At 72.7% G+C, this 26554-nt stretch carries 19 protein-coding genes and 1 tRNA gene; 13 read left to right on the forward strand and 7 right to left on the reverse strand.

The features are described 5' to 3' along the window. Window positions 1–24 precede the first annotated feature (24 nt). The 5 genes from gatB to WMF43_RS03855 all read left to right on the forward strand — a co-directional run bounded on the left by gatB (window position 25) and on the right by WMF43_RS03855 (window position 7485). Window positions 25–1482, forward strand: a complete 1458-nt coding sequence (gatB, locus tag WMF43_RS03835) for an Asp-tRNA(Asn)/Glu-tRNA(Gln) amidotransferase subunit GatB (protein WP_437677569.1) — start codon at window positions 25–27, stop codon at window positions 1480–1482. Window positions 1483–1555: 73 nt separating this feature from the next. Beyond that, window positions 1556–2392: a lysophospholipid acyltransferase family protein gene (locus tag WMF43_RS03840; protein ID WP_437677570.1), complete on the forward strand. Its 837-nt coding sequence runs from the start codon at window positions 1556–1558 to the stop codon at window positions 2390–2392. 76 nt (window positions 2393–2468) lie between these two features. Next, window positions 2469–5951 carry a GAF domain-containing protein gene (locus WMF43_RS03845; protein WP_437677571.1) on the forward strand — a complete coding sequence of 1161 codons (3483 nt, stop codon included), beginning with the start codon at window positions 2469–2471 and terminating at the stop codon, window positions 5949–5951. Between the two features lie 638 nt (window positions 5952–6589). Next, on the forward strand, window positions 6590–6760 hold the full coding sequence (locus WMF43_RS03850) for a hypothetical protein (RefSeq protein WP_437677572.1): 171 nt from the start codon (window positions 6590–6592) through the stop codon (window positions 6758–6760). 134 nt (window positions 6761–6894) lie between these two features. Beyond that, the gene (locus tag WMF43_RS03855) at window positions 6895–7485 is read left to right on the forward strand and encodes a hypothetical protein (RefSeq protein ID WP_437677573.1); all 591 of its coding nucleotides are present in this window, start codon (window positions 6895–6897) and stop codon (window positions 7483–7485) included. Window positions 7486–7564: 79 nt separating this feature from the next. On the opposite strand, the gene WMF43_RS03860 is transcribed toward WMF43_RS03855, so the two are convergent. Continuing rightward, complete coding sequence (locus WMF43_RS03860) at window positions 7565–7828, reverse strand: hypothetical protein (protein WP_437677574.1); 264 nt, start codon at window positions 7826–7828, stop codon at window positions 7565–7567. A 285-nt stretch (window positions 7829–8113) separates the two neighbouring features. Here WMF43_RS03860 and WMF43_RS03865 point away from each other — a divergent pair, with 285 nt between their 5' ends. Continuing rightward, entirely contained in the window at window positions 8114–8446 is a 333-nt protein-coding gene (locus WMF43_RS03865) for a hypothetical protein (RefSeq protein ID WP_437677575.1), read from the forward strand. 79 nt (window positions 8447–8525) lie between these two features. Further along, window positions 8526–9668 carry a D-alanine--D-alanine ligase family protein gene (locus WMF43_RS03870; protein ID WP_437677576.1) on the forward strand — a complete coding sequence of 381 codons (1143 nt, stop codon included), beginning with the start codon at window positions 8526–8528 and terminating at the stop codon, window positions 9666–9668. A 61-nt stretch (window positions 9669–9729) separates the two neighbouring features. Here WMF43_RS03870 and WMF43_RS03875 read toward each other — a convergent pair whose 3' ends face one another. Both WMF43_RS03875 and WMF43_RS03880 read right to left on the reverse strand, forming a co-directional pair. Next, window positions 9730–10827, reverse strand: a complete 1098-nt coding sequence (locus WMF43_RS03875; RefSeq protein ID WP_437677577.1) for a GHMP family kinase ATP-binding protein — start codon at window positions 10825–10827, stop codon at window positions 9730–9732. Between the two features lie 340 nt (window positions 10828–11167). Next, entirely contained in the window at window positions 11168–11671 is a 504-nt protein-coding gene (locus WMF43_RS03880) for a hypothetical protein (RefSeq protein WP_437677578.1), read from the reverse strand. 298 nt (window positions 11672–11969) lie between these two features. Here WMF43_RS03880 and WMF43_RS03885 point away from each other — a divergent pair, with 298 nt between their 5' ends. From WMF43_RS03885 to WMF43_RS03905, 5 genes are all read left to right on the forward strand, one after another. Then, complete coding sequence (locus WMF43_RS03885) at window positions 11970–14318, forward strand: ATP-binding domain-containing protein (RefSeq protein ID WP_437677579.1); 2349 nt, start codon at window positions 11970–11972, stop codon at window positions 14316–14318. A gap of 167 nt (window positions 14319–14485) precedes the next feature. Continuing rightward, window positions 14486–14562 (forward strand) — tRNA-Met (locus tag WMF43_RS03890). A 1073-nt stretch (window positions 14563–15635) separates the two neighbouring features. After that, entirely contained in the window at window positions 15636–17657 is a 2022-nt protein-coding gene (locus WMF43_RS03895; protein WP_437677580.1) for a globin family protein, read from the forward strand. 65 nt (window positions 17658–17722) lie between these two features. Next, window positions 17723–19729, forward strand: coding sequence for a protein kinase domain-containing protein (locus WMF43_RS03900; RefSeq protein WP_437677581.1), 2007 nt, complete (start codon window positions 17723–17725; stop codon window positions 19727–19729). 343 nt (window positions 19730–20072) lie between these two features. Beyond that, on the forward strand, window positions 20073–21569 hold the full coding sequence (locus tag WMF43_RS03905) for a lysyl oxidase family protein (protein ID WP_437677582.1): 1497 nt from the start codon (window positions 20073–20075) through the stop codon (window positions 21567–21569). A gap of 85 nt (window positions 21570–21654) precedes the next feature. Here WMF43_RS03905 and WMF43_RS03910 read toward each other — a convergent pair whose 3' ends face one another. The 3 genes from WMF43_RS03910 to WMF43_RS03920 form a co-directional block, all read right to left on the reverse strand. Continuing rightward, window positions 21655–22335, reverse strand: coding sequence for a glutathione S-transferase family protein (locus tag WMF43_RS03910; RefSeq protein ID WP_437677583.1), 681 nt, complete (start codon window positions 22333–22335; stop codon window positions 21655–21657). 228 nt (window positions 22336–22563) lie between these two features. Continuing rightward, entirely contained in the window at window positions 22564–23193 is a 630-nt protein-coding gene (locus WMF43_RS03915) for a hypothetical protein (RefSeq protein WP_437677584.1), read from the reverse strand. Between the two features lie 322 nt (window positions 23194–23515). Further along, entirely contained in the window at window positions 23516–24808 is a 1293-nt protein-coding gene (locus tag WMF43_RS03920) for an MFS transporter (protein ID WP_437677585.1), read from the reverse strand. A 156-nt stretch (window positions 24809–24964) separates the two neighbouring features. On the opposite strand from WMF43_RS03920, the gene WMF43_RS03925 reads away from it, so the two are divergent. Further along, window positions 24965–25177, forward strand: coding sequence for a hypothetical protein (locus WMF43_RS03925; protein ID WP_437677586.1), 213 nt, complete (start codon window positions 24965–24967; stop codon window positions 25175–25177). A gap of 439 nt (window positions 25178–25616) precedes the next feature. On the opposite strand, the gene WMF43_RS03930 is transcribed toward WMF43_RS03925, so the two are convergent. After that, window positions 25617–26540: a glutamate--tRNA ligase family protein gene (locus WMF43_RS03930; RefSeq protein WP_437677587.1), complete on the reverse strand. Its 924-nt coding sequence runs from the start codon at window positions 26538–26540 to the stop codon at window positions 25617–25619. Window positions 26541–26554 lie beyond the last annotated feature (14 nt).

Here is a 26554-nt window from a genome sequence, read left to right on the forward strand (position 1 = left end):
GTGGTTCTGCTAGAACGGCGGCCCATGGCGACGACGTACGGCTCCTTCGAGGCGGTCATCGGGCTCGAGGTCCACGCGCAGCTCCTCACCCGCACCAAGGCGTTCTGCGGCTGCGCGACCAGCTTCGGCGACCCGCCGAACACGCACACGTGCCCGGTCTGCCTCGGGCTCCCGGGCGCGCTCCCGGTGCTGAACCGCGAGGCGGTCCGGATGGCGGTGAGCGCCGCGCTCGCGCTCGGCTGCACCCTCCAGGAACACAGCATCTTCGCGCGGAAGAACTACTTCTACCCGGACCTGCCGAAGGGCTTCCAGCTCAGCCAGTACGACCGGCCGCTCGCGCTGCGCGGCGCGCTCGAGATCGAGACCGAGGCCGGGAAGAAGCGGGCGGGGATCACGCGCGTGCACATGGAGGAGGACGCCGGCAAGAACCTGCACGGCGTCGGCGGCCTGTCGGTGGTCGATCTCAACCGCGCCGGCACCCCGCTCATCGAGATCGTCGGCGAGCCCGATCTGAGCTCGGGCGCCGAGGCGGCCGAGTACCTGAAGCGGCTGCGCGAGATCCTCATGTTCATCGGCGTGAACGACGGCAACCTCGAGCAGGGCAGCTTCCGCTGCGACGCCAACGTCTCGGTGCGCAGGGCAGGGGAGACGAAGCTCGGCACGCGGACGGAGCTCAAGAACATCAACTCGTTCCGCTTCGTCGCCGAGGCGATCGACCTCGAGATCCGGCGGCAGATCGCGCTGATCGAGCAGGGCGGCCGGGTGCGCCAGCAGACCCGCGGCTACAACGCGGACAAGAAGGAGACGTACCTCCTGCGCGACAAGGAGAACGAGTCCGGCTACCGCTACTTCCCCGAGCCGGACCTGCCGCCGCTCGTGGTCGACGAGGCGTTCCTCGCCGACGTGCGCGCCACGCTCCCGGAGTCGCCGGCCGAGAAGCGCCGCCGCTTCTCCGAGTCGCTCGGCCTCACGCCGTACGCCGCGTCGGTCCTGACCGGCCACCCCCGGATCGCCGCCTTCTTCGAGGAGGCGGCGCTGCTCCACGGCGACGCGGTGAAGGTCGCGAACTTCGTGCAGGGCGAGGTGCTGCGCGACGCCCGCACGGCGGGCCTCACCGCGACGTTCCCCGTCTCCCCGTCGCAGATCGCCGCGCTGCTCCGCCTGGTCGACGAGGGCGCGATCAGCGGCAAGCAGGCCAAGGAGGTGTACACGGAGATGGCCGGCACGGACCGGGCCCCCGCCGACATCGTCCGCGACAAGGGCATGGCCGTGATGAGCGACGCCTCCGCGATCGAGGCGATCGCCGCCGAGGTCATCGGCGCGAACGCGAAGCAGGCCGCGGCGTACCGCGCCGGCAAGACCGCGCTGCTCGGCTTCTTCGTGGGGCAGATCATGAAGCGGACCGGGGGCAGCGCGAGCCCGGCGGTCGTGAACGACGTCCTGAAGCGGCTGCTCGAAGGCGCCCCCGCGTCGGGCGGGTGAAGGCGCTTTCTCCGCGGCCGGGCGTGAAATAGCCTCGCTCCCCGCTCGCCCGAGCGGGCAGGACACCCGGAGCATGAACCGCGCTCACCCCCTCGACGCCCTCCGCTTCCCCCTCCGCACGGCCGGCTTCGTCGGCCTCACCTTCGGCATGTACGGCCTGCTCGAGGTCGACACGGCGCTGTCCAGCGCCGCGGTCCGCGACGTGGTCCTTCATACCTGGATGCGCCGGTACGGCCGCGCGCTCCTCCGGCTCTGGGGCCTCGACGTGCGCGCGGCGGGGCCCTTCGTGGGGGAGCCCGCGCGAGGCGCCGCGGGCGGCGGCGATGGCGCGGGGCACTACCCCGGCCGCGACGCCGCCGGCCGCGGGCGGCTGTTCGTGATGAACCACCGCTCCGCGCTCGACATCATGATCACGCTCGCTTTTTTCGAGGCCACTGTCGTGAGCCGCGCCGACCTCGCCGGCTGGCCGGTCATCGGCATGGCGGCGCGCCGCGTCGGGACGTTGTTCGTCGACCGATCGAGCAGGCGCAGCGGCGCCGCGGTCGTGCAGGCGATGAGCTCCGCGCTCAAGGGCGGCCGTGGTGTGATGGTCTACCCCGAGGGGACGACGTTCTCCGGGGACGAGGTGCGGCCGTTCCGCGCGGGCGGCTTCGCCGCGGCGTGCCGCGTCGGCGCGGAGATCGTCCCCGTCGGCCTCGCCTACGGGGGCGCGGAGTCGTCCTACCTCGACGAGTCGTTCGCGGCGCACATGGCCCGGGTGAGCCGTGCGCGACGTATCCCCGCGGCGCTCGAGGTCGGAGCGGCCATCGCCACGACGGACCGGGACGTCGACGCGGTCCGTGACGAGTCGCACCAGGCCGTCCAGGCGCTGGTCCACCGCGCCCGCGCGCGGCTCGGCCCCGACATATAGCGCGGCGCGCCTCGCTCCGGCGCCGCTGGCTTCTGCGATCGGCCCTCGCTACGATGCGGCCGGCCGTCGAGACATCATGGAGCGCGACAGCACCCCTCCCGAGACCGCCATGTCGTGGCAGGTCCTCAAGCCTCCCCGCGGCGGGGCGATCCATAATGAGCTGATGTTCCTGGCGGACGCGAGCGAACAGCTCACCGGATCGCTCGATCCACACACGATCCTCGAGCGGCTCGCGCGCCTGTCGGTCCCCTACATGGCCGACTGGTGCACGGTCGATCTGATCGAGCGCGGCGCCGCGGACACGATGGGCCTGGTCGACACGACGCCGCCCCCGCCGCCGCCGCCGTCCGTCGAAGCCGGCCAGGTGCCGCCGTTCGCGCCCGGGGTGAGCGCGCTCGACCTGACGCCCGGGCCGGCGGCGCAGCACGGGCGGCGCCAGCGATCCGCGGGCGGGTCCGCGATCGACGAGGCGCGCGCGCGCGGCGAGCGCGGTGAGACCATCTTCGGCCGCGCGGGCCAGGGGGGCGGGTCGAAGAGCACGTTCTGCCGGGTCGCGGCGAAGCACGTGAACCCCGATCGCGAGGGGCTCCTGCGGGCGATCTCGCCCGACGCGGAGGAGCGCCTCGGCATCGCGAAGGTGCTGCACAGCGGCGAGTCGGAGCTGCTGCACGAGGTCGACGGCGAGCAGAGCGACGAGGCCAAGGAGCGCGCGGCCGCGCTGGAGCAGCTCGGCACGCGCTCCGCGATGGCGGTGCCGCTCATCGCGCGGGGCCGCAAGCTCGGCGTGCTCTCGTTCGGCGTCTCCGAGTCGAACCGCGTCTACTCCGCGGACGATCTCGTGCTCGCGGCCGAGCTCGCGCACCGCGTGGCGCTGGCGCTCGACAACGCCTACCTCTACCGGAAGGCCGAGGAGGCGCGCCAGTCCGCGGAGCGGAGCGCCGACCGCGCCGCCTGGCTGTTCGCGGTGACGGCCGCGCTCTCCGACGCGATCACGCCGCCCGCGGTGCTGCGCGTGCTCGCGAGCGACGTGGTCGCGGCCGCCGGCGCGATGACGGCCATGGTGGCGCTGCGCGCCGGGCTCGGCGGCGAGCTCGAGACGGTGCGCTCGACGGGCTACCTGGAGGCGCAGATCGCGCGCTTCAAGACGTTCGATCTCCACGCCGAGCTCCCGCTCGCGCGCGCCGTCCGCGAGCGGCAGCCGATCTTCTTGGAGTCCGACGAGCGGATCCGCCGGTTCGATCCGGGCTTCGTGTCCTGCTGCGCCGCGACGGGCGAGCACGCGTACGCGGCGATCCCGCTCTTCCTGGAGGGGCGCGTGCTCGGGGCGGTGGGGTTCGGCTTCTCGGCGCCGCAGTCGTTCTCCGAGGACGACCGGGCGTTCATGCTCGCGCTGGTGCAGCAGAGCGCGCAGGCGCTCGAGCGGGCGCGCCTCTCCGCGCTGCAGACCGAGGAGGCGATGCACCTCTCGCACGAGGTGCTCAAGCAGATGCCCGAGGCCATCCTCGTCACCGACGTGGAGGGCAACATCCGGTACTGGATGGGCGAGGCCGAGTCGATCTTCGGCTACCTCTCCGAGGAGATCGTCGGCAAGAGCATGGGGCTGCTCCACCGCGAGGACGTCCGGGAGGAGTCCACGGCGAGGATCCTCCAGCAGATCGAGGCGTCGCGCACCTACGTCGGCGAGGTCCCGTGCGTGCGGCGGGACGGCTCCGAGGTGCCGATCGAGGTCACGGCGTACGCGGTCCACGACCAGGAGGGCCGGCCGCTGTTCCTGGTGGGCATCCACCGCGACATCACCGATCGCAAGCGGGCCGAGGAGGAGCGCGCGCGGCTGATCCGGGTGCAGGCGGCGCGCGCCGAGGCGGAGGAGGCGGCGCGCCGCTTCGCGTTCCTCGCCGAGGTGAGCACCGCCCTGGCGGCGTCGCTGGATTTCACGGCCACGCTCCAGTCGCTCGCGCGGCTCGTGATCCCGATGCTCGCCGATTTCTGCCTGGTCGACGTCGACGACGGGCTCGGCCTGCGCCACGTCGCGGTGGCGCACGTGAGCCCGCTGAAGGAGCCGCTGCTCCGGTGCTTCCACCCGAGCCGGCTCGACGGCGAGCCGGGCCCGGTGGCGCGCGTGCTGCGCACCGGCCGCTCCGAGCTGTACCAGGACGTGCGCGGCGACGTGCTCCAGCACGAGGCGATGACGGCCGAGGAGGCGACGGCGACCCGGGAGCTCGCGCCGCTCTCGTACCTCGTGGTGGCGCTGCGGGCGCGCGGGCGGATCCTCGGGGCGCTCTCGCTGGTGTCGTCCGAGTCCGGGCGGTTCTTCGAGCGGGCCGACGTCGCGTTCGCCGAGGAGGTCGCGCACCGCGCGGCGCTCGCGCTCGACAACGCCCGGCTCTACCGCGAGGTGCAGGACGCGAACCGGCTGAAGGACGAGTTCCTCGGGACCGTGTCGCACGAGCTGCGCACGCCGCTCAACGCGATCCTCGGCTGGGCGCGGATGATGCAGGCCGGCTCGCTCGACCGGGTCGCGGAGACGCGGGCGCTGTCGGCGATCGAGCGCAACGCAGAGCACCAGGTGACGCTGATCGACGAGCTGCTCGACGCGTCGCAGGTCGTGACGGGCACGCTGAAGATCGAGCGGCTCGCGGTGGAGCTGACGCTGCCGGTGCAGACGGCGGTCGAGTCGATCCTGCCGTCCGCCGCGGGCAAGGGCGTGGCGATCGAGACGCGGCTCGACCCGGAGGGCGTGTTCGTGGAGGGCGATCCGGCGCGGCTGCAGCAGGTCGTGTGGCACCTCCTGTCGAACGCGGTGAAGTTCGCGCGGCCCGGGGGGCTCGTCCAGGTGCAGCTGTCGCAGGACGACCGGTTCGCCGAGATCAAGGTGATCGACGACGGCGAGGGGATCTCGGCGGATCAGCTGCCGCACGTGTTCGAGCGCTTCCGGCACGAGGACCACAGCGGGGGACGCCGGCACGGCGGGCTCGGGCTGGGGCTGTCGATCGTGCGGCACGTCGTGGGGCTGCACGGGGGGACGGTGCGCATGACGAGCGCAGGGCCCGGGCGCGGGACGACGTGCACGGTGCAGCTGCCGCTGTCCACCGGGGCGGCGGCGACGGCGCTGACGAGCGCGGGGATCGCGCCGGATCCGAAGAACCCGTTCCCGAGGCTGACCGGGGTGCGCGTGCTGATCGCGGACGACGATCCCGACACGCTGGCGATGCTGTCGTCGGTGCTCCGGCGCTGCGGGGCCGAGGTCAGCACGGCGACGTCCTCGACCGAGGCGATGAAGCTGCTCGAGACGTCGGAGCCGGCGCTGCTCGTGGTCGACATCGGGATGCCCGGGGAAGACGGGTACTCGTTGATCCGGAAGGTGCGGGACCTCTTGCCGCGCAAGGTGGGGCGGACGCCGGCGCTGGCGCTGACGCCGTACGCGCGGACCGAGGACCGGGTGCGGGCGCTCGCGGCGGGGTACCAGATGCACGTGCCCAAGCCGATCGAGCCGATCGAGCTGGCGGCGGCGGTGAAGAGCCTGGCTACCGGGCTGCTGCCGTGGTCACGAGAAGAGTGACGGGGGATCCTGGGGGCGCGAGGGGCGGGGTGGGGGTGTGCGCGGCAGCGCGCGGGGGGCGCTGGCCATCCGCCTAGGCGGGCGGCGGGGAGCTTGCGCATGAGGACACCGCCCGGCATGTCTCACTTCGGGCCTTGATGACTGAGACGTTATGGTGCGCGCCACACAAGGCGCGCCTGGGGCGTCGAGACTCCTGGGACCTTATGGCACCTCGTTCGGTGCTACAGCGCGCCCCCCGCGCGCTGCCGCGCACACCCCCACCCCGCCCCTCACGCCGCCGGACGACCGTTGGATAGACAAGGGGGCGCGTCGCGGCGGCGGCGGATGGGGGTGAGAGCGACGTGAGGCGGGAAGAAGGAGCGCGGGAGCACCGCGGAAGCCCGGGGGAGCCACGGGCTTGAGGCGGTCGAGGCTTCAAACCCGGGGGGGACCCGGGGTCTGAGGCGGTTCAGGGCAGCGGTGAGGCGGTTCAGGGCAGCGGTGAGGCGGTTCGGGGCAGCGGTGAGGCGGTTCGGGGCAGCGGTGAGGCGGTTCGGGGCAGCGGTGAGGCGGTTCGGGGCAGCGGTGAGGCGGTTCGGGGCAGCGGTGAGGCGGTCAAGGCGGAGTCGATCACGCTGCGGAACTTCGACCTCGCCGAGGTGCGAGAGCTCTACGCACAGCACACGACGGAGACAGGGCAGGTGTTCCTGCCAGACGCGGCGGAGCGCGCGTTCTCGCTGACCCAGGGACAGCCGTGGCTGGTGAACGCGCTCGGACGGCAGATCACGGAGGTGCTGGCGCCGGACCGAGCGCAGCCGATCACGGCGTGATCAACGGCGGATCCGAGACCTGACCGCTTCCCTCCCGACGTGGAGTTCGTGCTCCGGTGAACAGGCATGCTTGCGGATCCGGAACTGCCATTTTACGGTGCCCGCTTGCCACTGAAGCAAGGGAGGAGAAATCAATGCCGTCTAGGAAGAAAGATTCGAATTGGAGCAGCTGGGAAGACATGCCGATCGAGGAGTTCCGGGCGCGCGCCGAGAAGGCCAAGGCGCTGGCCGCCGAGCTCGTCGAGGAGCTCGATGGCCTCTTTCCGGGGCTCGTGACGCTGACCAAGGAGCAGCGGCAGACCGCGCCGAGGCTGCGCGACGGCGAGCACGCGATGCTGAACAAGGTGCTCGACGTGGTGGACATGAAGCCTGCCCTGTTCGAGTCGCTCGCAGACCAGGACGAAGGCATGGATCCGAACCGGTTCGAGACCGCGCTGCTGCGTGAGCGGATCGAGAAGCACCTGCTCTTCAGCAAGCTCGCGGAGAGCCTCGCGCCGGTCGGCGGAGAGCTCGGCGACTCGACGCTCTACACGGCCATCAAGTTCCGCGAGACGCTCTATGCGGCCTACCGGATCGCCAAGACGCACGCGCAGACCGATCGGAAGGTCATGGACGTCCTCGCGCCGGTCATCGACTTCATGCGGAAGAACGTCGTCGCCGGGGCCGCGGCGAGGAAGAACCGCAAGCCGGCCACGAGCCCGCTCCCCGTCGCGGAAGAAGCATAACCTCGAAGAGGGCGGGGGAGCCCGCCGCGCGTTCATTCCCTCCTCGGCCCGCTCGCGGTCGAGGAGGAGATCCCGGCCATCACATCGATTCGACCGACTTGAGCATCTCCGGGACGAAGTGGAGCCTCGGCCGGAGCAGCCTGTCGCGACGCCCGGGCTGCCGGACCTGGAGCACGGCGCCGGACGCGGCGCTGTTCGAGGCATCGAGAAGGTCGTCCGTGAACGTGTAACTGTAATTCTCTTGCTTGGATGGGGTCTTGTCCTGCGCGGCGGCCTCGGGAATGGAGACGCAGAGGACCAGCAACACGGCCTTGGCCGAAAAGAGCGATCGTGACTTCATCATGCCTCCTCGCTTTTATCGGACACGAGCGAGGACCGCGCATTGGGACCCTTTTGACGAGCGCGATGTCGACGTGCAGAGCACGCCTGCGGCGGTGGCGCCCGCGGCCCGCCGGCCCGCCGGCCCGGGCCCGCTCCGGGTACCCGTCCCAGGTGCGCGATGCGCCTCTGTACGGACAGAGGCGCTCGCCGTCGTCATACGAGGTGGTACGAGGTGGCTCTGGACGGAGCGCAGGAGCCGGCGACATCGCGGGTGACATCGCCCACATTCCGCGTAGAATCAGCCCCGATGCGCATCCGCAGTCGAAGGAGCACGGCTGGCAGCCTCATCGTCGCGGTGGTCGCGGCGCTCGCCGTCGTTGTCCCAGGCGGAGCGGCCGCCGCGTCCGAGGAGGCGGCCGCGACGGCGTCGGACGGCCTCGCCGTCGGCGCGCAGCTGGAGGCGCTCGCGGACGTCAAGGTCGCCCGCGCCGAGGTCGCCCGCGGCTCCCGGGTGAGCATCACCCGGCTCATCGAGCGGCAAGGCCACGTCGCGGCCGTCGATGTCGAGCTCGCCGACGGCCACATCGCGCGCGTGGCCGTGGCGACGGTCCGCGCCTCGTTCCGCATCCTCTCCGACTAGCGCGGCGCACCCGCGCGCGGCGCACCCGGACGGCCGCCCGTTTTTCGCCTGCGCGCCCGATCGCGGCTACGGTGCCGCCATGCGGAACCCTGCCAAGACGCGCGTCGCCGTGCTGTTCGGCGGGCGCTCGGCCGAGCACGAGATCTCCCTGCTCTCCGCGCGCTTCGTCGTCGAGGCGCTCGACCGCGACCGCTTCGAGCCGGTGCTCATCGGCATCGACAAGTCCGGCCGCTGGCTGCTCCAGGAAGAAGCGCTGCTGCGGAGCGCGGCGCGCGACCCCCGCCTCGCGCGCCTCAACAACGCCATGCCCGAGATCGCCCTCGACGCCCACCCGGGCGCCGCCGGCGAGGCCACCCTGACCGCCCCCGGCGGCGCGCGGTCCACGATCGACGTCGTCTTTCCCGTGCTGCACGGACCCACGGGCGAGGACGGGTGCGTCCAGGGCCTGCTCGAGCTCGCCGGCGTCCCGTACGTCGGCTCCGGCGTGCTCGGCTCCGCCGTCGGCATGGACAAGGACGTCATGAAGCGGCTGCTCCGCGACGCGGAGATCCCGATCGTGCCCCACGTCGCCCTCCGCCGGTCCACGTGGGAGCGCGACCGCGCCGCGTGCCTCGAGCAGATCGCCGCGCTCTCGCCCGCCGGGAGCGGCGCCTTCGGGCCGATCTTCGTCAAGCCCGCGAACCTCGGCTCGTCCGTCGGCGTCCGGCGCGTGACCGCGCGCGCCGAGCTCGAGGCGGCCGTCGAGCACGCCTTCGAGTTCGACCTCAAGATCGTCTGCGAGCAGGGCATCGACGGCGTGCGCGAGATCGAGTGCGCCGTGCTCGGCGACGACGACCCCATCGCCTCCACCCCCGGCGAGATCGTCGTGGGCCACGCCGACGGCTTCTACTCCTACGCCGCCAAGTACATCGACGCGGACGGCGCCACGATCAGGATCCCCGCCGACCTCTCACCGGCCGAGCAGAACGCCGTGCAGCTGCTCGCGCTCCGCACCTTCCGCGCGCTCGAGGCCTCCGGCATGGCCCGCGTCGACCTGTTCCTCGCCCCGGACCGCTCGCTCTACGTGAACGAGATCAACACCATCCCCGGCTTCACCGCCATCTCGATGTACCCGAAGCTCTGGGAGGCGAGCGGCATCCCCGCCCGCGCCCTGATCGAGCGCCTCATCGCGCTCGCGCTCGATCGCGGCGCGCGGAAGGCCTGCCTGAGGACGAGCGCCTAGCCCGCTCGGGATCCCCGCCGCCCCGGCTCACGTCCGGCGGTCCCCGGAACCAGGGCCGCGCTCAGCCAGGCTCGCCCCGCACCCCAGGCGCCCCGAGCGCCGGCCGCCGCACGACACACGGCCCGAGCGCGTCCAGGATCCGCGCGTGCCGCTCCGCAGGCGCCCACACGAGGACGTGACCGCCGCCGCCGGCGCCGCACACCCGGAGGACCTCCACCCCGAGGCCGTCGAGCCTCTGCCCGAGCGCGAGCGCGAGCGCGCTCGCCGGCCCCGAGAGGCGCACCTTCGCCGCCGCCCCGCGGCGCATGCCCGAGAGCACCAGCGGAAGCGAGCCGATCTCGAAGCCGCGCGCGACGTCGCCCGCCGCGGACACGAGCTCGCCCCGCGCGCCTCCCGCCGCGTCGGCGTCCATCCGATCCAGGACCTCGCCGGACACGCGCCGCACCTCGGTGTCCACGAGCAGCAGCCCGGACGAGAGCGCGGACACGAGATCCGCCGAGCCGACCGGGAGCGGACTCACCCCCGAGCAGCCGCGGGCGTCGAAGGTGAGATCGAGCAACCCCCCGAACGCCGCGAACACCTGATCCTGCGCGCCGCACGCGTTGCTCAGGCGCTCGCGCTCGATCGCGACCGCCTCGCGCGAAAGCTCCTCCGGCGCGGCCGCCTCGCCGACCGACGCGCGCAGCGCGAACAGCGCGGCCACCGCGGCCGACGCGCTGCCGCCGAGGCCTCCGCCGGGCGACATCTCCGTCTCGATCCGGATCGCGACCCCGTCGCCGACGCCCGCCACGGAGAGCGCCGCCTCGATCAGGCGGAACGTGACGTCGTCGCGCGGCGGATCGCCCCGGCGCCGCGTGATCACACGCGCCGCCCCGGCGCCGGCGTCCTCGGCCGGGTGGCCGGCAGCTCGCGCGGCGCGGAAGGCCGGAGAGGCCGACTCCATCCGCACCCAGCCCCGATCGAACGGCTCCACCACCACACGCACGCGCAGATCGATCGCCGCGCCGACGACGCGCCCGCCGCCCTGGCGCGCGACGCTCGGCAGATCGCTGCCGCCTCCGGCGAACGAGACGCGCATCGGCGCGCTCGCGACCGCGCGCCGATGCGGGCTCCGCGGCGGGCGCGGGGCGGGGAAGCAGGCGGCGCAAGGGGTGGTCATGTCATCCTTCAGCGCGGGCGCGACCCGTCAGCGCGGGCGCGACCCGCCGGCATGCAAGGCAGGCCCAGGGGCCGCGACGGAGCGCCCCGCGGCGGCACGTCGTGCAGGGAGCGAGCCAGCCATGGAGAGCCCAGCGTGCACGCACGCCCGCGCAGGCCCCGGGCCGCGGCCCGCCCGCGCAGACCCGGCAGCGGCTCACCCGCGGCGCGCGCAGCAGGCGCATGCGCGCCGCGAGCCTCAGGCGCACGATGGTCCCCGCGACCTGCCCCGCGATCGACGGCGCGGACGGAGCGCGCGGAGCCGACTCCGAGGCGCGCGATCGCCGTCCGGCGCGGGCGCCTCAGTTCAGGTCCTTGCTCGCGGGCTCGCTCCGCGGCATCGGCTGCGCCCGCGCGGCGTCGAGGATCCGGTCGATCACCCTGAGCCCGGCCGTGAGCATGTCCCGCTCAGCGCGCTCGCCCCCCGAGTGCACCTCGGCCGCCTTCTCGCGCAGCGTGAGCGCGTCGCGGCGGACGACCGGGAGGCGCCCGGCGGCCGCCGCCTCGGCGATGCGCCCGGCGAGGTCGTAGACGAGGAACGCGTCCTCCTCGCTGATGCGGGGCTCCGCGCGCTCGCGGATCACGCCCGCGCGCGCCCGCAATCCGCCGCCGCGGTTCCCGCGGACGAGCGCCTCGACCTCGCCCTCGTCGTCGTCTCCGATCGACCCCGCGGAGACGCGATCGAGCAGGCACGTCAGCTCGACGCGGTAGGAGGCGAGGACCAGCGCGCAGAGCGCCCCGCGATCGCGCAGCGAGAAGAGGATCAGCTCAAGGAGCCGGTCGGACCGGGTCGCGCAATTTTGCATCGCCGCCTTTTACGGCCTTCCCCCTCGCGACCTCAATCCTGAACGCCACCGCCCGCGGCGGATCGGGCGCGGCTGCCAGGCGCGTTACACCCGGGAGGCGCCCGCGTGGCGTGGCCGCCGCGGCGAGAGCACCGCCTCGGCGGATCGACGGCGTGGGGGGGCCCACGCGGCGGTTGCGGAGCCCTGCCGGATCGGTCAATAGCTCCGGCCCTCCTGCGCCGTCGGGCCGCGATGTGGACCGCTGGCGCGCCGTCGCACGCGCTCGTGCCTGTCCCCTGAGCATCGCATCGGCATTCCCGTGACCGCGAATCGTCCTACGAGCCCCACCCTCACCGCCACGACCGCCACGACCGCCACGGCCCACCACGCGCAGCCCGCCGGGCCGACCCCGGCCGCGCCTCAGCCCGAGCCCGCGCGCGGGGACGGCGCTCCCGGCGCGCAGCTGAGCGAGGGCGGCGCGGCGATCGTCCGCGAGGAGGAGGCCCTGCTCGCCCGCGTGGCCGAGCACCTCGCCGCGGCCGCGAACAAGCCGTCGCGGCCCCCGCCGGTCGAGAACTACGAGGAGCAGCTCCTCTCGCTCCGCGATCAGATCGCGGCGGCGCGGCTCGAGGACGTGCCGGCGCTCGTGCAGCAGATGGAGCGCCTGCAAGGGATCGCGGCGCGGCGGAACGAGAACGTCGTCGAGCCCGTCGACCCGAAGTCGCCCTACTTCGGCCACCTGCGCCTCCGCGAGAAGGGCCGCCCCGAGCGCGACGTGCTCATCGGGCGGACGACGCTCATCGACGCGAGCGCGGGCGTGCGCATCGTCGACTGGCGCCACGCCCCGGTCAGCCAGATCTACTACCGCTACGAGGAAGGGGCGGAGTACGAGGAGACCTTCGGCGAGCGCGAGGTCGAGGGCACCGTGCTCGTGCGGCGCACCGTGACCATCGACGAGGGCGAGCTCTACCGCATCTCGGCGCCGCAGGGGACGTTCGTGCGCGCGCCGTCGGGGAGCTTCCGCGAGATCGCCACGCGGGCGACCGAGCTCGCCGGCGGCCAGGGCACGGCGGTGCGCCCCGAGGACATGCGCGACATCGCGCTCGCGGGGACGGCCGGGGCGCGCGGCGGCCTCGGGACCGGGGCGACGTTCCACGCGCGCGAGGACCGGCACCTGCCGGAGATCGCGGCGCTGCTCGACCCGCGCCAGTTCGAGCTCATCTCGAAGCCGGACTCGGGCATCGTCGTCATCCAGGGCGGCGCCGGCAGCGGCAAGACCACGATCGGCGTCCACCGGCTCGCCTTCCTCGCCTACAACGGCGGCCGCCGCTTCACGGCCGACAAGATGCTCGTCATCGTCGGCAGCCCCGCGCTCCGCGCGTACATCAGCGAGGCGCTCCCCGCGCTCGGCCTGGCCGGCATCGCGGTGGAGACGTTCTCCGAGTGGGCGCGCGCGGCCAGGAAGCGCGCGTTCCCCTGGCTCGAGGCGCCCGTCGAGGAGAACACGCCCTCGGTGGTCACCCGCTACAAGACCCACCCGGCGATGCTCCACCTGCTCGAGCAGCGCGCGGCGGAGCTCAAGGACGACGCGCGCGCGCGGCGCGACTCGCGCGGCACCCTCGCGTTCTGGGCGGACCTGCTCACGGATCTCGATCGGGTGATGGCCGCGTTCGAGGCGGCGGGCGACCCCGAGTTCGGCCCCGAGCAGGTGAAGCGCGCGTGGCGCTGGTGCGCGGATCGGTGCCCGGCCGTGCTCGAGCTCGACCCGGGCGACCGCGCCGAGCGCAAGGCGGCGATCGCCGACGAGCCGGCCGAGGACGACGACGAGCGCGGCGCGGACGCGCGCGAGGTCGGGGGCGACGACCGCGCGGTGCTCGATCCGGAGGACGACGCGCTCCTCCTGCGGGCGTACCAGCTCCTCCGGGGCGAGCTCCGCAAGGGGAAGAACGTGCTCGTCTACGAGCACCTCTTCGTGGACGAGGCGCAGGACCTCGCGCCGATCGATCTCGCGGTGCTGCTCGGCGTGGTCGCCGAGCCGCGCAGCGTGACGCTGGCGGGCGACACGGCGCAGCGGCTCTTCATGGACTCCGGCTTCCGCGACTGGCGCGCGACGCTGGACGACCTCGGCCTGTCGCGGGTCGACGTCGAGCCGCTGCGCATCGCGTACCGGTCGACGCGCGAGGTGCTCGCGTTCGCCCGGGCGGTGCTGGGCCCGCTGGCGGATCCGACCCCGCCCCTCGCGCCCCGCAGCGGCGCGCCGGTCGAGCACCACCATTTCCCGAGCGCCGGCGCGGCCGTCGCCTTCCTCGCCGACGCGATCCGCCCGCTCTTCGGCCGGGAGCCGCGCGCCACGCTGGCGATCCTGGCGCGCCACCCCGAGCAGGCGGACGTCTACTACGACGCCCTCAAGATGGCGGAGATCCCGAACCTCCGGCGCGTGCGCGCCTACGAGTTCGCGTTCCGCCCCGGGGTCGAGGTGACCGAGATCCGGCAGGTGAAGGGCCTGGAGTACGACTACGTGGTGCTGGTCGACGTGAACGCCTCGACCTACCCGGCGGACGACGAGTCGCGGCACCTGCTCCACATCGGGGCGACCCGCGCGGCGCACCAGCTCTGGGTGGTCTCGACGGCGGCGCCGTCGCCGCTCGTGCCCGACTGGCTGGGCTGAGGCGCCGCGGCCCGGGCGGCTCGCGCGCGGCGGGGCTCGCTCGGCCGCCCGCGGGCGCCGCCGGGCTCCGCCGAGGTGGAGCGCTCGCGGAACCGGCGCTCGACAAGATCGACATGGTGCCGTGAGAGAATCCTTGACCGGCGCGGAGCTGTGAGTAGATTCCCTCTCGCGCGGTGGAGCAGCCTGGTAGCTCGTCGGGCTCATAACCCGAAGGTCGTGGGTTCAAATCCCGCCCGCGCAACCACGACCCAAGCAGCACAAGAGGACGCGAGGACTGGCCGAATCTGGCCACCTCGCGTTTTTCGTTTCTGCTGGCCGAGGAAGGCCTGGGTTCCGGCCTGATGGGTCCTGTCCAGGACCGCTGCTGCGCCTGGCTTGCAGGGCGAGGCGCCCCCCTCACGTCATCATCGCCCGAGCACCCGGGACAGCACACTTCGATAACCGGCAACGGCATCACCTTCCGCCCGGTCCAGCTCAGCGGGGCGCGGCGCTCGGAAAGCGGCGGGCGCGACGGCCCTCATCGTATGCCTCCAAGGAGCTTTGTGTGCCCTGAGCCTGAGCGTGAGCTGCGCCGCGGCTCGGCGAACGCCGGTTCCCGGGCACGTGGTACAGGCCACCCGACGGAGCCAGTGTCGGGGCTCCGGGCGTGGTGCCGGCCAAGGCATCTTCGGCGGCGGTCATCTCTTCCACGATGTCTTCTGGCCGCTCAGGGCGACACCTGTTCTGAAGAACTCGACGGCAGCGCCGCTCGCCCGGTCTGGCGCTCGATCGCGAAGGGCAGCGGAGGCGTGGAGCCTCGACCCGCGAGGTCGGGCTAAACACGGTGAACGTCCACCCCGCTGCCTCTCCCCCGCGGGTCGCCGGCGAGAGGCGGCGAGTTGTCGAGATGAACGACCCCCGCGCGGCGGCTCCGCTCGGGATGTGTGCTCTGCGTCGTCATCGGCGCGCCGCCGGCGCGCCGCCGGGCAGCCATTCACCAGGCGGCCAGCCGCACTCGCCGCGCTGTCGACGGCCGCCGCGCTGTCGACGGCCGCTGCGCCGTCGGCGGCCGCCGCGCCATCGACGGCCGCTGCGCCATCGACGGCCGCTGCGGCGCGGGCTGCCGCCGGCGCCGCTGCCCCGGCACCCACGCCGCCGTCGGCGTGTGCCCACCGGCGCGCGCTGCCGCCGTCGGGCGCGCCCTCGCGTCGTGACGTAGGCAGGCGGCGGCCTCGTGATGTAGGATGGTGGTAGCGGCGGTTCCTGTGCCCTGAACTCGCGCGCCAGCGCGCGCATCCCACCGAAGCACTCCCCGTAACCCCCAGCGGACAAGTGACGATGGCGAAACCGAACGATCCCTTTGCGCCCCCGACGAACACGCGCGGCCCTGCGCCGGCTGGGGACGCGGCCAAGCCGCAACGCGGAATCAGCGTGCCCGCCCCACCGCGCGGCGCGTCTGCCGCAGCGGGGCCCGCCACGCAGCGAGGGCCGGGCGCCTACGGCGCGCCCGAGTTCGTGAACAAGGCGGCGCGGCCCGCCCCGGCGGCCGAGCTGCTGAGCGCGCGCACCATCGAGCTCGTGCAGTGGTCCTGGGCGAAGGTGATGCCCATCTCGGACGCCGCCGCGGCGCTCTTCTATGAGCGGCTGTTCGCGCTCGATCCGTCGGTGCGGCCGCTGTTCAAGAACGACATGGCCGAGCAGAAGAAGAAGCTCATGCAGACGCTCGCCGTGGCCGTCGACGGGCTGAACAACCTCGGCAAGCTCGTCCCCGTGCTCCAGGCGCTCGGCGTCCGGCACCACGGCTACATGGTGGCCGAGCACCACTACGACGTGGTGGGCGAGGCGCTGCTCTGGACGCTGCGCGAGGGGCTCGGCGACGCGTTCTCGAGCGACATCGAGGCGGCGTGGAAAGAGGTCTACGGCGTGGTCGCCGACGTCATGAAGAAGGCGGCCGCGGCGCACGCGGCGGTCGGCAGCACGCAGGCGCTCCCCCCGCCCGCCGCGACGCCGTCGCCCGGCGCAGGCGCAGGCGGCGGCGCCGCGCGCGGGAACGCCCCGGCGCCGGCGCGGAGCCCCTCGCCGCGCCCGACCGCCGCCGAGCCGGCGCAGCGGCCGAAGTCGGTGCCGCCGCCGTCGTCGGCCAAGATGGCCGCGAGGACGCTCGTCGGCGTGATGCCGCCCTGGCAGCAGAGCGAGCCGCCGCCGCCTCAGCCGGCCGCCGGGTCGGGCTCGCCGATCAGCCCGCGCACCATCGAGCTCGTGCAGCGGTCGTGGGCGAAGGTGATGCCCATCTCGGACGCCGCCGCGGCGCTCTTCTACGACCGCCTCTTCGAGCTCGATCCGTCGGTGCGGCCGCTGTTCAAGAACGACATGGCCGAGCAGAAGAAGAAGCTCATGCAGACGCTCGCCGTGGCCGTCGACGGGCTGAACAACCTCGGCAAGCTCGTGCCCGTGCTCAAGTCGCTCGGCGTCCGGCACCACGGCTACATGGTGGTCGATCGCCACTACGACGTGGTGGGCGAGGCGCTGCTCTGGACGCTGCGCGAAGGGCTCGGCGACGCCTACAACAGCGACGTCGAGGCGGCGTGGACCGAGGTCTACGGCCTCGTCGCCGACGTCATGAAGAAGGCGGCCGCCGAGCACGTCGCCGGCGCGCCCGGGGGCAAGGCGGACGGCAAGGCAGACGCCGCGCCCGCCCGCGAGCAACGAGCGCCCGCGCAGCGGCCGCCGCTGTCCGAGCCGGTCCCCCCGCAGAGCGTCACCGAGGTGATGAAGCAGCCGCGGCGGCGCCCGAGCCCCATCGACGAGGACGCGGACACGCTGCACTACCAGACGAACCCGGCCCACGAGGCCCTGTTAAATGCGGCGGCCGAGGAGCCGCGCCGCGACAGCGACTGGTCCCCGCGCGCCGGCGCCGGCGCCAGCGCGGCCCCGGCGCCGGCGGCCCCCCAGGGGATCGTCATCCCCTGGGCAGGCCAGGAGATGGTCGTCAACGTGCACGTCAAGCTGGACGGCCCGCTCGTGACGGTGCCCGCGGCCGCGCCCGCCGCTGCGCCCGCGCCGGTCGCCGCGCCGGCCGCGCTCGAGGCGACGGGGCCGAGCGGCCTCGCCGCCGGGCTCGCGATCGGCTTGCTCTCCATCGCCGCGTCGATGGCCACCGCCATCCTGCTCACGGTGGGCGGGGCGGACAGGGTCGCGCCCGGCGCCTCCGCGGCGGCGGACAGGGCGGCCTCGCTCAACGCGGCGTCGCTCGCGACCTACGCCGTGCCGATCATCGTCACGGTCCTCGTCCTCTCCGCGTTCACCATGGGACACATCCTGGGACGGGGCCGCTCGCGGGGCGGCGCGGGCCTGCGGTGAGGTGAGCGGCGTCGAGATCCCGGGCCGACGTGTGGGCCCGGCGAGCGCAGGGGTTGGATGACACCATGGGGAATGAGAGGCCGATGCTCGCGGATCCTGCGATGACGCTGACCCACCTGGCAGGACAGTGGCTGGGGCCATTCCAGCTGATCCAGCTGCTCGGCACCGGCGCCATGGGCGCGGTGTACCTGGCCAGGGACAGCGTCCTCCAGCGCGACGTCGCGGTGAAGCTCATCGCCAAGGGGAGCGGCGAGACCGACACCGAGCGGCGCGACCGCTTCCTGCGCGAGGCCCGCGCGGCCGCGCGGCTCCTCCACCCCAACGTGGTGCAGATCTTCCAGGTCGGCGAGGACGAGGACGTCCGCTTCATCGCGATGGAGTACGTGCACGGGCTGACCACCGCGCAGGCGGCCAAGCAGCACGGGGGCCGGCTGCCGGAGCAGTTCGGGATCGAGAAGATGCGCGAGGCCGCGGCGGCGCTCGAGCTGGCGGCCTCGTTCGGCATCACCCACCGCGACATCAAGCCTGCGAACCTGCTGCTCACCGCGTCGGGGACGCTCAAGATCGCGGACTTCGGCCTGGCGTCGCACCCGGGCGGCGGCAGCGGCGCCCTCGGGAGCAGCGCCGCCGCGCGCACGCTGGAGGGCACGCCGTTCTACATGAGCCCCGAGCAGTGGACGGGCCAGGACATCGCGCCCCCTTCGGACATCTACAGCCTCGGCTGCACCTTCTATCACCTGCTCATCGGCCGGACGCCCTACTCGGCGAGGGATCTCGCCGGCTGCTTCCAGGCGCACTGCCACGCGGCCGTCCCGGATCCGAAGCTGTCGATGCCGGACATCGATCCGCTGCTCGCGGAGCTGCTGCGCCGCTGCATGGCGAAGAAGCCCCAGGAGCGGCCGTCCGCCGCCCACATCGTGGCGTTCCTCGAGGACATGCTCATGCTCCGCCGCAGCAGCGTCCGGCCTCGGGAGCTGCCGGAGGCGAGGAGCTCGCTCCTCGGGTCGGTCGATCTCTCCGAGCGGATCAGCCAGCTCTCGCTCCCGCCGCGCGGCTCGTTGCCCACGCCGACAGGCTCGCTGGCCGCGCCGACGGGCTCGCTGGCCGCGCCGACGGGCTCGCTGGCCGCGCCGACGGGCTCGCTGCCTGCGCCGACGGGCTCGCTGGCCACGCCGACGGGCACGATCCTGGTGAGCAGCTCGAGCGCGCTCGGGGGCGCCACCGGGCAGTACGGCTACCGCGAGCACTTCGGCCTGACCGGGTATCCCTTCAGCGACATCCGGCAGCCGAGCTTCTTCTGGGACGCGGGCCCTTACGCCTGGATCCTGAGGACCCTCGCGTCGCAGATCGTCGCCGGGCAGCGACCGGCGATCCTCGTGGGCGAGCCCGGGAGCGGCCGGACCTTCGTTTGCGAGATGATCAAGAACAAGGTGCCCCGGATCCAGGTCTTCACGGTGGAGCCGCAGCTGCTCTTCGGGACGCGGCCGCTCGTGGCCCTGTGCAGGCAGGTGGGGGCGACCGGCGTCTCGCCCACCCTGAGCCAGCAGTTCCTCGTCGACGCGTTCCTCGGGCAGGCGCTCCTCCGGGCGGGGTCGGACGCGATCGCGGTCCTGGTGGTCGACGGCGTCGATCCGGAGGATCACGAGCTCGTGATGGAGCTCCACGACATCCTCCGCTGCGCCCCGCAGGGCCGGCTCTCGATGATCCTGGTGGGCGCCCCGGATCTCCCCTCGATCCTCTCGTCGAACGGCGCGCCGCGTGAGCTCTACTCCGGCGCGCAATCGCTCCTGCTCCCCGGCATGACGCAGCAGGAGATGATCGAGTACATCGACTTCAGGATGCGGTCGGTCGGAGGCAGCGGGCGAGGCCTCCGGCTCGATGTCGCGTCGCAGCAGCTGCTGCACGCGAGGAGCGGCGGCAGCCCGAAGCTCATCAACATCTTTTGCCACAACGCGTTGACGCTCGCCGCGCTCCAGGGCGAGCCCGAGGTGGGCCTCTCCTCCATCCGCCTCGGGATGAAGAGCAAGAGCTATCTCACCGCCGAAGCCGCCGCGAGCCTCCTCCGGGGCTGATCCGCGCACCCCTTCGTGAGCCGATCTGCTGCGCTGCCCGCGGACGCCGACGGCGGCGCTGCGCGCTCTCCTGTGCCGCTGCGTGCCACCCGGGCGCGACCCTGACAAAGCTGTCTCGGAGCGCGTCGCCGACATCGACCCTCACGCGCGCGCGCTCGATCCGCGGCGGCGCGATTCCCCGCGCGATCCGGCCGCGCTCCGCTGCGCGCGGCGGGCGAGGCCTCTCCCCGTGTCGCGATCGTGCCGCGTCCCCCGGCGGCACGTCGCTTGCTCGATAATACCGGTTCTCGAGTTGGGCGATCGGGTCTTTGGCAATGTCGGTTCACTACGGAGGCATGGCTGCATGAAGCTGACGAGACTTGCGGTGCTGGCGACGATGGCCTTGGCGGGGTGCTCGGGCGCGCCGGTGGGGGAGGAGGAGACGGTCGGCGAGGTCGAGCTGAACCTCCTCGGCTTCGCCCCGTCGGGCAACCAGTACCGTCTTCGCGACGCGACGGTCATGGTCCAGGGGCCCGACAGCACGTTGTTCTTCAACACCGAAGACGACCCGAACCGCTTCAGCCTGAGCGCGTCGGTGACCGCGGGCAGCTACTTCACCTGGCTGCAGGAGGGCTGGCGCCTCGAGCGGCTGAACGGCGGCGCGCCGCAGACGGTCGAGGCCGAGCTGCTCTCACCGAACCCCACCTACTTCGACGTGTTCCCGCAGCAGACCACCCCCGTCGTGCTCCGCTTCCGCGCCGGCGGCGATGACGTCAGCCTGAACCAGGGCTCGTTCGAGATCTTCATCGACGTCGAGGAGGGGCCGGCCGAGTCGACGCTCTGCCGCGACGACAGCGAGTGCGGCCCGGGGCAGACCTGCTGTCTGGCGGGCTTCCTCGGCACCTGCACGAGCCTCGAGGCGGGCGAGGCGTGCCCGCTGCCCGACCTGACGGTCTCCGCGGACGTCGCGCAGTCGAGCCTCTACATCAACCGCCAGTACTTCCCCGCGGACAGCTGCGCGATCGCGGAGAGCTGCATCGACGCCCCGGGGGAGCGCCGCCTGCTCAACTTCTCGACGCAGACGCCGAACATCGGCGAGGCCGACATGGTGCTCGGCAATCCGCTCGACGTGCAGGACTTCGAGTTCTCCTCGTGCCACGGCCATTACCATTTCGAGGGGTATGCGAGGTATGAGCTCGTCGATCTTGTCGGCAACGTCGTCGCGACCGGCCACAAGCAGGCGTTCTGCCTGCTCGACAGCTCGCCCGTGGGCATCCCGGGCTCGCCGTCCACGCCCCGTTACCACTGCGAGTTCCAGGGGATCCAGCGCGGCTGGAGCGACGTTTACGGCGCCGGCCTCGATTGCCAGTGGGTCGACATCACCGACGTCCCCAGCGGCGACTATGCGCTCCGCATCATGATCAACCCCGATCAGACGCTGCCGGAGAGCGATTACAGCAACAACATCATCGAGGTCCCGGTGTTCATCCCGGACGACGGGTCGACGGGCGGCCCGACGGGTCCGCTCTCGCCCTGCCCCCCGGGCACCAGCGGCGCCGGCCGCGACTGCGGCTGGTCCATCGCGGCGGGCGCCCAGAGCCTCGCGTGCGAGCCGGGGGCGCCGGTCACGGTGGGCTGCGGCTGCGCGACCGGCGGCGCCTGCGCCGGCGACCCGATGATCCGCGTCTGCGAGGGGGCCGAGGGGTGCACCCTGAGCACGTCCCTCGCCGACGAGGACGACACCTGCGGTCGTTGCCCGGAGACGATGTTCATCTGCCCGCCGAGCGGCTCCTATACGGTGCTCGTGGCGCCGTACAGCACGTTCTCCGCGGCCACGTGCGAGGTCGCCGTCGCCCCGTGACCCGGCGTGTGTAGAAGCGCCGGCCGCGCGGCAGGTGGCCGCGCGGCCGGCTCCGGCCGCGCGGCCACCTGCCGCGCTCAACCGATCAGTCTGTCCATTGATGGGTCTCTTCCGGCCTGCCGCCGAACGTGGCGAGCGGGACCGTCCAGGTGCGTGGCCGCCGATCGCTGCGCACGTACTCGCGCACGCCGTCCGCCGCGAAGAACGCGTTCATCGCGCGGTAGAGCTCCGGGAACTCCTTGAGGAGCCCGGTGTGCAGCGGGAGGGTGGACTCCAGGGCAAAGGCCATGGCCGCGTCGGCCATGGTGTAGCGGCCGGGGAGGACCCAGTGATCTGCGTCGGCGCGCGTGCGGAGGAAATGGCCCTCGAGGAGCTCGAGCTTCTTGCCTGTGGCGGAGCGATGGTCGGCGCGGAGCTCGTGGAAGCGCGGGTTCCAGAAGAGCATCCCGAGATCCATGGTGAGATCGTTGGCCGTATCGACCACCTCGTCGACGCGCGCGTTCTCCTCGAGCGTCTCGCCGTAGAGGCCGAGCTTGCGCGCCAGGTACCGGGTGATCGCCACGGACTGGCAAAGGGTGAACACCCCGTCCCGCAGCACGGGCAGCTGCCCGAACGGCGTACAGCTCAGGATGCGCTCCTTGCCTTCCGGCCCCATCCACTTCTCCAGGGGAACGGCCTCGATGTCATAACGCGCACCGACCATCTCCATCATGAGCCGCGCGGGCTCGATCCGGCCGCGCGCGGAGAAATAGATCAGCTTCATCATCGTCCTTTCGGTTGGCTCTCGCCGCGACTCTACAGGGCTTCGCGCCAAACGAGTACTACGATGCTAGTTCGGCCTGTCAGAAATCTTGGCAGGGATCACGGCGAGAGAAGAGAGATTTCAACGCGAGCGCGCAAGGACGCAATAATCCAGAGAAAATTCTGGTTTGCGCCTTTGCGCCTTTGCGTTGAAATCTCTCAGGATCCTTGGCCAGCTTTGTGAGGCGCGGAGCTAGCTGTCGTTTCCGGCGGGGACCGGCGCGCTCGGCGGAGCGACCGGAGCGGGCTTCTGCGCCGACGCGAGGATCTCCGCGTCCGTCATCGGCGAGCGCGCGACGCTCTGCGCGCGCCCGATGCGCGCTCGCGACAAGCGATCATTGACGATGCACCTGCCGCGCGTGTACGCGCTGAGCCGGTCGCGCGGGTCCTGCTTGCGGCACGCGCCGAAGGAGCCCTTGATCAGGCGGAGCCCCGCGCGAAAACACTTCTCGCGGTCCGACACGAGGTCCTCGTGCGTCCACCCCTCCGGCGTCTTGCCGGCGCCGACGCGGATCTGGAGCAGGCAGGAGTCGGTCCCCGAGCCGCGCGCGAGCTTCCCCAGGCCGAGATCGACGTCGCGGCGGAAGCCGCTCTCATAGGACGCGATCGCCAGGAGGAGCGCCATCGTCTCCGCGCGTCCGCGCGGGCCGCCGAAGAGCGGCTTCAATTCGGGATCATACGCCACCTTGGCCGCCGCGCGCGCGATCTCCTGGTAGCGCGCGCGGCCTTCCTCGGGTGTCTCGATCGCGTCCTTGATTAAGCTCGATCCGGGCGGGGCCCATGTCACCATGAGGCCGACAGCCCACGCGATAATGGCATCCATTGGCCTATGTAAGGTCGTAGATTCCCGCGGCGTCAAGCAATTCGGCCAGCTTGACTGGTATTATCGTCGTGTATTGTACGACCGCATGCCGCCCAGCGCGCACGATAACGTCCTCGTCAAATTGGTAATTGTGCGGAATGTGGTACGCGGTGCGTAATAATTTGCGCACTGGAGTCGTCTCGCGCGCTCCTCGCGGCGGCCCGGCGATGGATTCGATGCTTGTGCTCGTCCGGAGAGCGACTGGCCCTCTGCGGTGGAGTGGTGATGCGTCGCGGCGCGCGCGCTCACCACGGCCGCGCGCTCGCCGCGGCGGCGGCGCGCGTCACGCCGCGCTTTGGGCGCCCTCTCCGGAGGTCGCGCGCACGTCCTCGAGCCGGTCCACGGCGCGCAGCTCGGGGAACAGCCGCGACCAGAGGAGCACGACCGAGATCGTCCCGACGCCGCCGAACACCACGGCCGGCACGGTGCCGACGAGCGAGGCCAGGGTGCCCGACTCGAACTCTCCGAGCTCGTTCGACGCGCCCACGAACACCATGTTGACGGCGCTGACGCGCCCGCGCACCTCGGGGGGCGTGGCGAGCTGCTCCAGGGTCATCCGCACGACGACGCTCACCATGTCGGCGGCGCCGAGCACGGTGAGCGCGGCGAGCGAGAGGTAGAAGCTCTGCGACAGGCCGAAGGCGATCGTGGCGAGCCCGAAGACCCCGACGCTGAAGAGCATCTTCGCCCCGGCGTGGCGCGCGATCGGCCGGAACGCGAGGAGCACGGCCATGAGGCCCGCGCCCACCGAGGGGGCGGCGCGCAGGAAGCCGAGCCCGCGCGAGCCGACGTGGAGCACGTCGGCGGCGTAGGCGGGCAGCAGCGCGACCGCGCCGCCCAGGAAGACGGCCATGAAGTCGAGCGAGATGGCCCCGAGGAGGAGCTTCTTCCGGAAGACGTAGCGCAGCCCGGCGAGCGCCGTGGCCAGCGACGGCGGCCGCTTCTCCAGGCGGCCCGTGCGCACCCGCACGGCCAGGATGCCCGCGCTCGCGGCGGCCAGCGCGACGCTCGCGGTCAGGTAGACGGGCGCGGGCGCTCCCCAGGCGCCGTAGAGCAGCCCGCCGAGGCTCGGGCCGCCGATCGCGCCGACCTGCCAGAGCGTCGACTGCCACGTGGCCGCGTTCTGGAAGTGGACCGTCGGCACCAGAGAGGGCAGGAGCGACGAGCCGGCGGGCCCCTGGAAGGCGCGCGCGGTGCCGATGAGCACGAGGGCGGCGTAGATCGCCGGAAGGCTCGGGCTGGGCGAGCGGGCGATGAAGAACAGCGCGAGGGACGCGAGCGACAGCGTCAGGTAACAGAGGACGAGGATCCCGCGGCGATCGAAGCGATCCGCCGCGTGCCCGGCGACGAGGGACAGCCCCGCCACGGGGAGGAACTGCGCGAGCCCCACGTACCCGAGCGCGAGCGGGCTGCGGGTGAGGCTGTAAATTTGAAAGCCCACGGCAACCGACTGCATCTGAAACGCCACCGTGGCGAGCAGGCGGGCGGGCGCGTACACGCGAAAATCGCGTGACTTGAAGGCGTCGAAGGGCGACGGGGGCGTCTCGGCGGTCTCGGCGGGGGGAGCGGCGGTCATGAACGCGTCCGGAGAGCGTTCATGGCGCATTCCGGCGGGAGTTGCCAGGGCGCGAGTCCCTCCATCGCGGCGGAATGACAGGTTGCGCCGAGGGGCGCGGTTCCTTGACGCAGAAGCTGGCGTTCCGCCCACGATCCGTGGTAATCGGCGGCCGCCATGATGACGATCCAGGAAAACGACACGTCGCCGGGACGGGCGCGCGACCTCGCCGAGCAGGCGCGGCGCGCCTGGACGCTCTTGGGGAGCCGCTCGCGTCGCGGACGTGATGGGCGGCGCGATGACGACGACGACGACGATATGCCGCGGCCTAACGCGATCGTCACCTTGTTTCCGCTGCTGGGGCTCGGCGTCGCGCCGCTGCCTGCCTGAGGCGCGATTCGCGCCGGGCGCGCGCGGCGCGTGACGTGGCGTGTCCGCCTCGCGGCGAGAGCACGTCGCGGAGGCCGCCGACGCGAGAGAACGGCTCAGCGCGCGGCGGAGGCTGGGGGGATGCCCAGCCGAACGCGCCGGCGGGTGGGTCCGCGCTCGCCGACGTGGCGCGGGTGGGCGCTGGCCATCCGCCAAGACTGGGACACGAGCGCTTGCGCTGGGAACTCCGCCCGGCATGTCTCCCTTCGGGCCTTGAAGACTGAGACGTTATGTTGCGCGCCACACGAGGCGCGCCTGGGAGGTGTCGCCTCCTTTTAGCTTATGGCACCTCGGTCGGTGCTTGACGCGCCCACCCGCGCCACGTCGGCGAGCGCGGACCCACCCGCCGGCGCTCGCGTTGGACATGGGGAGAAGAGGGGGAGGGCGGCCAGGGATATCCTCACGGCACCGGGGTGACCCGGAGCGCGCCGTCGCGGAAGCTCACGACGCGGTCGGCCGTGGCCACGCGCGACCAGCGGAAGTCGCGGAGCAGCTCCGCGGGGGTGCACGGCTCGGGACGGTCCAGCAGGCCGACGCAGCAGGCCAGCGCGCCGCAGAGAGCGGGCGCGGCAGAGAGGAGACCGGCTGCCCGCGCCGAGCCGTGCGTCTTCGCCAGCTTGCCGCCGCGCTCCTCCAGGAGGAGCAGGTGGTGACGGTAGACGGGAGACGGGAGATCAAGCAGCGCCTGAAGCGCCGCCTGGGTGGCCGTGCTCGGCGCGATGTCGCGGCCGCGGACCACACGCGTGATCCCCGCGACGCCGTCGTCGACCACCACCGCGAGCTGGTACGAGAACGCTCCGTCGCGCCGGCGCACCACCGGGTCGCCCATCACGAGCGCTGGCTCCTGCGAGAGATCCAAACCGCCCTCGTCCACAGGACGGAACACGCCGCCGGGGAGGCGCGCCCGGATCGGCTCGGCGGTCGCGCGCCAGCCGCCCGGCGGCAACACGCGGTCGCGCTCGCGGTTGTCGTACGCCCAGCCGCCGTCCGGCGCGCGCCGGCCCGCCGCGCGCACCTCCTCGCGCGTCGCGGAGCTGGGGTACAGCGCGCCGCGCGCCTCCAGCAGGTCCATCGCCGCCTCGTGGCGGGGCCGCGACGTGTGCTGCTCGACGCGCTCGTCGAAATCGAGGCCGAGCCACGCGAGATCCTCGGCGATGGAGCGCGCGAGCTCGGGCCGACAGCGGTCAGGATCGAGATCCTCCAGCCGGAGGATGAGCCGCGCGCCGCGCGACCGCGCGTCGAGCCAGCAGAGCAGCGCCGCGGCGAGCGTGCCGAGGTGGGCCGAGCCGGTCGTCGACGGGGCGAAACGGCAGACGTCGCTCATCGCTCTCCTCGCCG

This window comes from Sorangium sp. So ce131 (assembly GCF_051519095.1).
In the GTDB taxonomy this organism is placed as follows: domain Bacteria; phylum Myxococcota_A; class Polyangia; order Polyangiales; family Polyangiaceae; genus Sorangium.